Source organism: Malaciobacter halophilus (genome assembly GCF_002837275.1).
GTDB lineage: Bacteria > Campylobacterota > Campylobacteria > Campylobacterales > Arcobacteraceae > Malaciobacter > Malaciobacter halophilus.
In genome coordinates, this window is the sequence record NZ_NXIF01000078.1 from 1 (window position 1) to 5616 (window position 5616).

The 5616-nt window shown below is 26.5% G+C and carries 9 protein-coding genes and 1 pseudogene; all 10 read right to left on the reverse strand.

Annotated features, from left to right (window positions below):
- Window positions 1-542: pseudogene (locus CP960_RS13180) on the reverse strand (hypothetical protein); the annotation flags it as partial.
- A 79-nt stretch (window positions 543-621) separates the two neighbouring features.
- Complete coding sequence (locus CP960_RS13185; RefSeq protein ID WP_101185935.1) at window positions 622-1032, reverse strand: hypothetical protein; 411 nt, start codon at window positions 1030-1032, stop codon at window positions 622-624.
- A 170-nt stretch (window positions 1033-1202) separates the two neighbouring features.
- Window positions 1203-1541 (reverse strand): hypothetical protein, encoded by a 339-nt coding sequence (locus CP960_RS13190; protein ID WP_101185936.1) that lies wholly within the window; start codon window positions 1539-1541, stop codon window positions 1203-1205.
- A 2-nt stretch (window positions 1542-1543) separates the two neighbouring features.
- Window positions 1544-1909 (reverse strand): hypothetical protein, encoded by a 366-nt coding sequence (locus CP960_RS13195; RefSeq protein ID WP_101185937.1) that lies wholly within the window; start codon window positions 1907-1909, stop codon window positions 1544-1546.
- On the reverse strand, window positions 1909-2709 hold the full coding sequence (locus CP960_RS13200; protein WP_101185938.1) for a hypothetical protein: 801 nt from the start codon (window positions 2707-2709) through the stop codon (window positions 1909-1911). The genes CP960_RS13195 and CP960_RS13200 overlap by 1 nt, the downstream gene beginning before the upstream one ends.
- A complete protein-coding gene (locus CP960_RS13205) occupies window positions 2702-3541 on the reverse strand; it encodes a hypothetical protein (RefSeq protein ID WP_101185939.1) in 840 nt (279 codons plus the stop codon). The genes CP960_RS13200 and CP960_RS13205 overlap by 8 nt, the downstream gene beginning before the upstream one ends.
- Entirely contained in the window at window positions 3538-3675 is a 138-nt protein-coding gene (locus CP960_RS13815) for a hypothetical protein (RefSeq protein WP_162919081.1), read from the reverse strand. The genes CP960_RS13205 and CP960_RS13815 overlap by 4 nt, the downstream gene beginning before the upstream one ends.
- Before the next feature lie 9 nt (window positions 3676-3684).
- Window positions 3685-4803, reverse strand: coding sequence for a hypothetical protein (locus tag CP960_RS13210; RefSeq protein WP_101185940.1), 1119 nt, complete (start codon window positions 4801-4803; stop codon window positions 3685-3687).
- A gap of 27 nt (window positions 4804-4830) precedes the next feature.
- The gene (locus CP960_RS13215) at window positions 4831-5058 is read right to left on the reverse strand and encodes a hypothetical protein (RefSeq protein ID WP_101185941.1); all 228 of its coding nucleotides are present in this window, start codon (window positions 5056-5058) and stop codon (window positions 4831-4833) included.
- 1 nt (window position 5059) lies between these two features.
- A complete protein-coding gene (locus tag CP960_RS13220; RefSeq protein ID WP_101185942.1) occupies window positions 5060-5512 on the reverse strand; it encodes a glycoside hydrolase family protein in 453 nt (150 codons plus the stop codon).
- Window positions 5513-5616 lie beyond the last annotated feature (104 nt).

The window sequence follows — 5616 nt, forward strand, 5'->3', positions numbered from 1 at the left end:
TCAACTTCATCTATTTTAGAATTAACAGAAGTAGTTAAATCTTCTTTTGTTTGGTTGATTTCAGTAATCTTATTATTTACATTTTTTTCTAATGTTGTTTTTGATTGCTCAACTTCATCTATTTTAGAATTAACAGAACTCGATAATACAGTGGCTAAAGTATTTAAAGCTTCTTTTGTCTTGTTAATTTCAGTAATCTTATTATTAACATTTTTTTCTAATGTTGTTTTTAATTGAATTAAATTATCAATTATTTCTGTTGCTGAACTTTCTAAATTATCTTTTGAAGTATCAAACTCATCAACTTTATTTGAAAAATCATTTAATAAATTCTCAACATTTGATTTTAAATTATCAAGGTCAATCTTACTTTCTAAAACTTGTGTTTCTAATATAGAATCATAAACACCTTTTATTTCTAATATTTCACTATCGAATTTAAAAAGGTCTTGAAGTTCTACATCATCATTTATTCTACTATTTACTTGTGCAATTAATTTATCAACTGCATCTAAAAAAGTTTGTATTCTTGTATCAGTCATAAAAATCCTTTCATTTTCTTAAATCTACTTACAAAATAAATAAATAGAATTAAAAAAATAATAGAGGGGTTAGCCTCTATTATGGATTTTGTGTTTGTGCTGAAAAAGACTCACTTCTCTTAACTGTAACTCTTGTAGGAACTTCATTTGGTAAAAGCTCAAAAGGTTTAGTAGTTTTTAAAACTGCCGCAATATCATCTACATTAGCAGTATTTTTAAAGTGTATCACACCTGAATAAGGTCTAATGCTTGCAACTTGATTTTTAGGACCTGATAAATAAATACCTGTAACTGGATTAGTAGTTGCATTATTTTGGTCAATATTTGTAGTATCAGAAAGAGAGTCATTAATTTCTTTTACTTCATAACCACCAGCTAACAAAGCACCTAATGCTGTAACATCATCATTTTCACCATACATTCTAAATGATGTAGATTTATTTTCACCGTTTACTACTACTCTTTGAGTAATTTGGAATTGTTTTGCCATAATTTATATCCTTGCTTTTTATTTTTTTCTCTTTTGAGTAATGGAATTATTTTATATTTTTAAAAGCTTTGTCAATAGAACATTTTTTTTATTTGAAAGTTGATTTTATAGGCTTTAGAAAGTTTAAAAGTAAGACATAGGTTTTAATAAAAAAATAAAACCTATATTTTTTACATTTTTAATGTAAGATGAGTTATTTGCATATCTTTAATTTTTATATGTTGTTTTATTATTTGTGAAAGTTTTTTTTCATCTAAAGATTTTTTTACTTTAGGTAATTTAATATTTAAATAGCCATAATTATTCCTTGCATTAATAACAACACTATTACGATAATTATCACTTAAATTAAAATTGTCTTGTTTAGTTTGATATACATATTCTCTTATTTCTGTTACAGTTGCACCGATACAATTTTCAAAAAAGTTTAAAACATCATTATAATGTTTTGCTTCAACATCACTATAAAAAGTCTTAGTATCATCAATGTAAGTTACTTGATATTTCATTTTTAAGCCTTTAATATATTTATAATATCTTCTATTTTTTCATCATTAAAAGTCAAATATTTTTTAATATTTGTTTTTAATAAATCAAAAGAGATATTTTTAAGAGGAAATCTAAAATCTAAAAGACCCGTATAATTAGCAGTCTTAACCATAACTCTAATTTGTTTATCATGTGGCTTAAATGATGGGGCTAAAGCCCCCGAAGATGTGCCAATAAGAAACTTTTTAGAGTAAACAACTTTTTTAATATTTACAATTTTTGCAGTAGAAACAGTATTTAAAAAATTGATAACATCATTTTTATTATCCATCTCTAAATATAAATTATCTGTTCTACCTTGAAATAATGATACATAAAATAAAGCCATTATTTAACCTTTGTAAAACCAGTTGCAGTTATATAGTCAAGATGAGTTTGAGAAAGATTTAAAATTTCTCCCTCTGCATTAACTGCATATTCTTTAAAAGAATTAAGTTTATCAACAAAAGTTTTACTCCAAACATCATTAGAAGAAGAGAAATTATAACCTACTACCCTTTTATATAAATCTTTATCTTGTTTAGTTTTTTTCCAAGTTCCAGTTTTCATCTTATGTAAGAAAACAGCGTTTTTATCTTCACTAGTAGTTCTTTTTTGTTTTTGAGAAGTTGAAAGAACAGAATTAAAATGGCTAATTTTTCCATTTTTCATATGTATTTGGTTTTGTCGCTCTTGTGCAATAAGAGAAGTTACATTATTTACATTTCGATTAGCCATGTTTGCCATTGCTAATCTCTCTTCTTGTGTACCTAGCACAACGCCTAAACCACCTTGAACAAATTTGCCAACTGCTCCGCCATATTTTCCAAATTTTCTTAAAACACCTTGTATTTTATTTGATGTTCTTTTTGCAACAGAAGAACCTTTAATATAAGTAAAGATTAATGAACCACCTACTAAGATTTTTGAAACAGCATACTCACTTACTGTTATAATAACGGCATTCATAGTCATAAATTTAAGAGTATTTAAAGCACTATCAAGAGCTTCACCCATCAAACTATCATCATCAATTTTATCTTGCAAAGGTTTAAAATACTCATTTGCATATTTATAAGTTATACCCGTTGTAAGTTCATCTACAAAATCATCTAATGCACTTTCTCCAATTTGACCGACTTTAGCCATTTTTTACCCCTTTGTTATCTATATCATCTATTTTTGTTATATCAACATTTAACAAATCTTGTACAACTTTATTCATAATATTATCACTATCTTTTATATAATCTTCCCCATCAACTAAATCCCCGTAAGGCATACGATTATCTAAAGATTTAGAGATAGCATTTTCTGCATTCGATCTTGCAGTTGCTTCTAAAGGTATAACCTTTTTTCCCGAACTATCAATAACTTGTGAATTATTTAATTCCCCTGTATTGTTAAAATGATTAGAAATAAAATTTTCTGCATTAGCTTTTGCAGTTGCTTCTAAAGGTTTTATAGGATTTCCTTGACTATCAACTAGCTCAGGTTTTCCATCATTCATAAAATTATAATATTTTGCTTGTTCAATGTTTTTTTGAACTTGTGTTTTAGCAACTGTATTATTAATTTTAGAAAGTACAGAATTATATTTATTTCCTTTTGTAAGTTCTGTTGCAACTGTTAATATACCTTGTAGTAAAGATAATCCCATGTTTTCAGTTGCTTGTGCTTGCCTTTCTAAGATTTTGTTTTGATTATGTTGAACTTTTGCTAATTCTATAAAAGCCTTAGAAAGTGTATCACTTCCATTTTTCATCTGTTCAAATAAATTAGTAGATTTAGGAGTAGATTTATCTTGTGGTTGATTTAATTGCCAGCCAATGTCATCTAATGGACTTCTATTATAATTGGGTAAATATGCACTACCTTTTTGTGAATAATTTGCATATGCTCCCTCATCTAATTTATTAGCTTCTTCAATCTCTTTTTGTGTAGCTGTTAAGCTAACAAAGTATTCTTGTGTATCACTCATTTTTTTATCCCCGCTTTATCTAATCTACTATTCAAATCTTTAAGTTCTTGCAATAAAGAACTTTCACTACTAGAAGAATTTAATTTTTTAAGCTCTTCTAAAATTGCTTGTAACAATTGTTCGCATGTTTCCATAATTTCCCCTTAATTAAAGATATTAGATAAATCTAATTCGATATTAATTTCATTTCCTTTGTATTCATAATCGACAAACCAATCATGTTTATCAACTGCGGACATAACAAAGGGTTGTATATACTCTAAAAGTGCATTTACTGGACTAGTTCTTACTTGATTTATTTTTCTAAGATATTCTTTTAACTTACTAATTTTATTTTCAATATCATTTTTATTGTCAATTAAAAGTGGTTTTCTTTTAGGCGGAATAAAATCATTATTTTCACGCCATTTTTTTTCCTCTTCTTTATCTAATTTGTAATCCTTTGATTGTTCATAAGGTAAACCTTTTTGTCTATAAATATTAAAATCTGTACATACTTGTAAACAACAAGTAGTTTCAATTTTATTGTTATATTTATCTTTATTTACAGCTTCAATATAAGTATCTTTAGTCACATCACCAAAAATACTTTTTATATAATTTTCAAGTTCACCAGCATAAAAATTGCCATACTCTATTGGCAAACTATCAAAATCGCCATCAGGATTTTTATATTTTAAAAGAATAGGATTAGAAAGTTCATTAAAAGTTCGAGCCAAATCTGCTTCAAATTTCTTAAACATATCATTTGCTCTTTTCAAGTTAGCTTTATAATTTGCTAAATTAATATTATGCTCTTTTCTATTTCTATCTTGCTTATAAGAAGGTAAAGAGTTAAACCATTCAATTTCTTGTTTTACTTGACGCTCTTGAAAATAAACAAATTTAACAAAATCTTCATCAATTTTTTTTAAATACAAAGTAGTTGCGTCAGTAAATGCTAAAAATTGTTTATCATCTTTATAAACTGCTTTTAATTCAATCTTTTTTCTATCAACTTTAGTTGGAACAGAATTCCAATTAACCTTATAAATGTGATAATTATCATGTTTTTCTTTTGTATGATACTTTTCATAATCGCCTTTTCTAATAACATAATTTCTATGCTTATCAGGAACATGAAGTTCTTTAACAGAAAACAAAGATTTAAAATCGGGAAGTTTAAAACCGGCAGGAAAACCCTCTAAACCTAAGTTTTTACTATTATCTACATTTGGACTAATTCCAATGTCATAAGAATTATTATTTCTATCATAAAACATGTTTTACCTTTAGAAGTAGGTATTAACCTAACTTCTTGATTTTTGATATTTAATGTTTTGAGTTAACTCTTTTTGTGTAGTTAAACCACCTTTTGTATTTTGTGCGTTTTCTAACGCATTAGCAATACCTTTTACAACTTTAACACCAACACTTATTTTACTTGCAGTATTTGCAGGTAATAAAAATAAACTTGCTGGATATACCGCAGTTGCCACTGTTGTTATAAGTCCTAAATTTTCTAATAACCAATTCATTTTAATATCCTTTTATTTTTTGTGATAATTTTTTTGCTCTTATAGGTGTTTGAATTGCCCATTTTGAGTTAAGCATTTCAATACTAGCCTTAGCAACATATTCACGATAATCTCTATCACGACCATTAATTAAATTTAAATAAGCCGTTTCAAGATATGAGATTGTATTTTTAAATTTCAATAAACCAAAAACTCCTAATTGATAAGCCATTTCGACTAAAACCTCTTGAACATTATCAGGAAGAGAAGAGAAAAAATAAATATCATCTTCTAATTTTAATTTAATATCCAAACAATCTGAATTTAAAAATTCATCTGCTTCACGCTTAGTTATTCCTCTATCTTCTAAATTACGACCATAACCAATAGTAAGTTTACCGGCTGGACAAGTATAAATTTTAGAACTAAACCCTTCATGTTCAATAATGGATTTTTTTAATCTATTCATATTCATAATTAAACTCCTTGTAAATAAAAATTATTTGTAAAGTACCTTTTAACGGTACGCCATGTCATATTAGTTTCTTTTGCTATTTGATTTATATTGATTGGTTTACC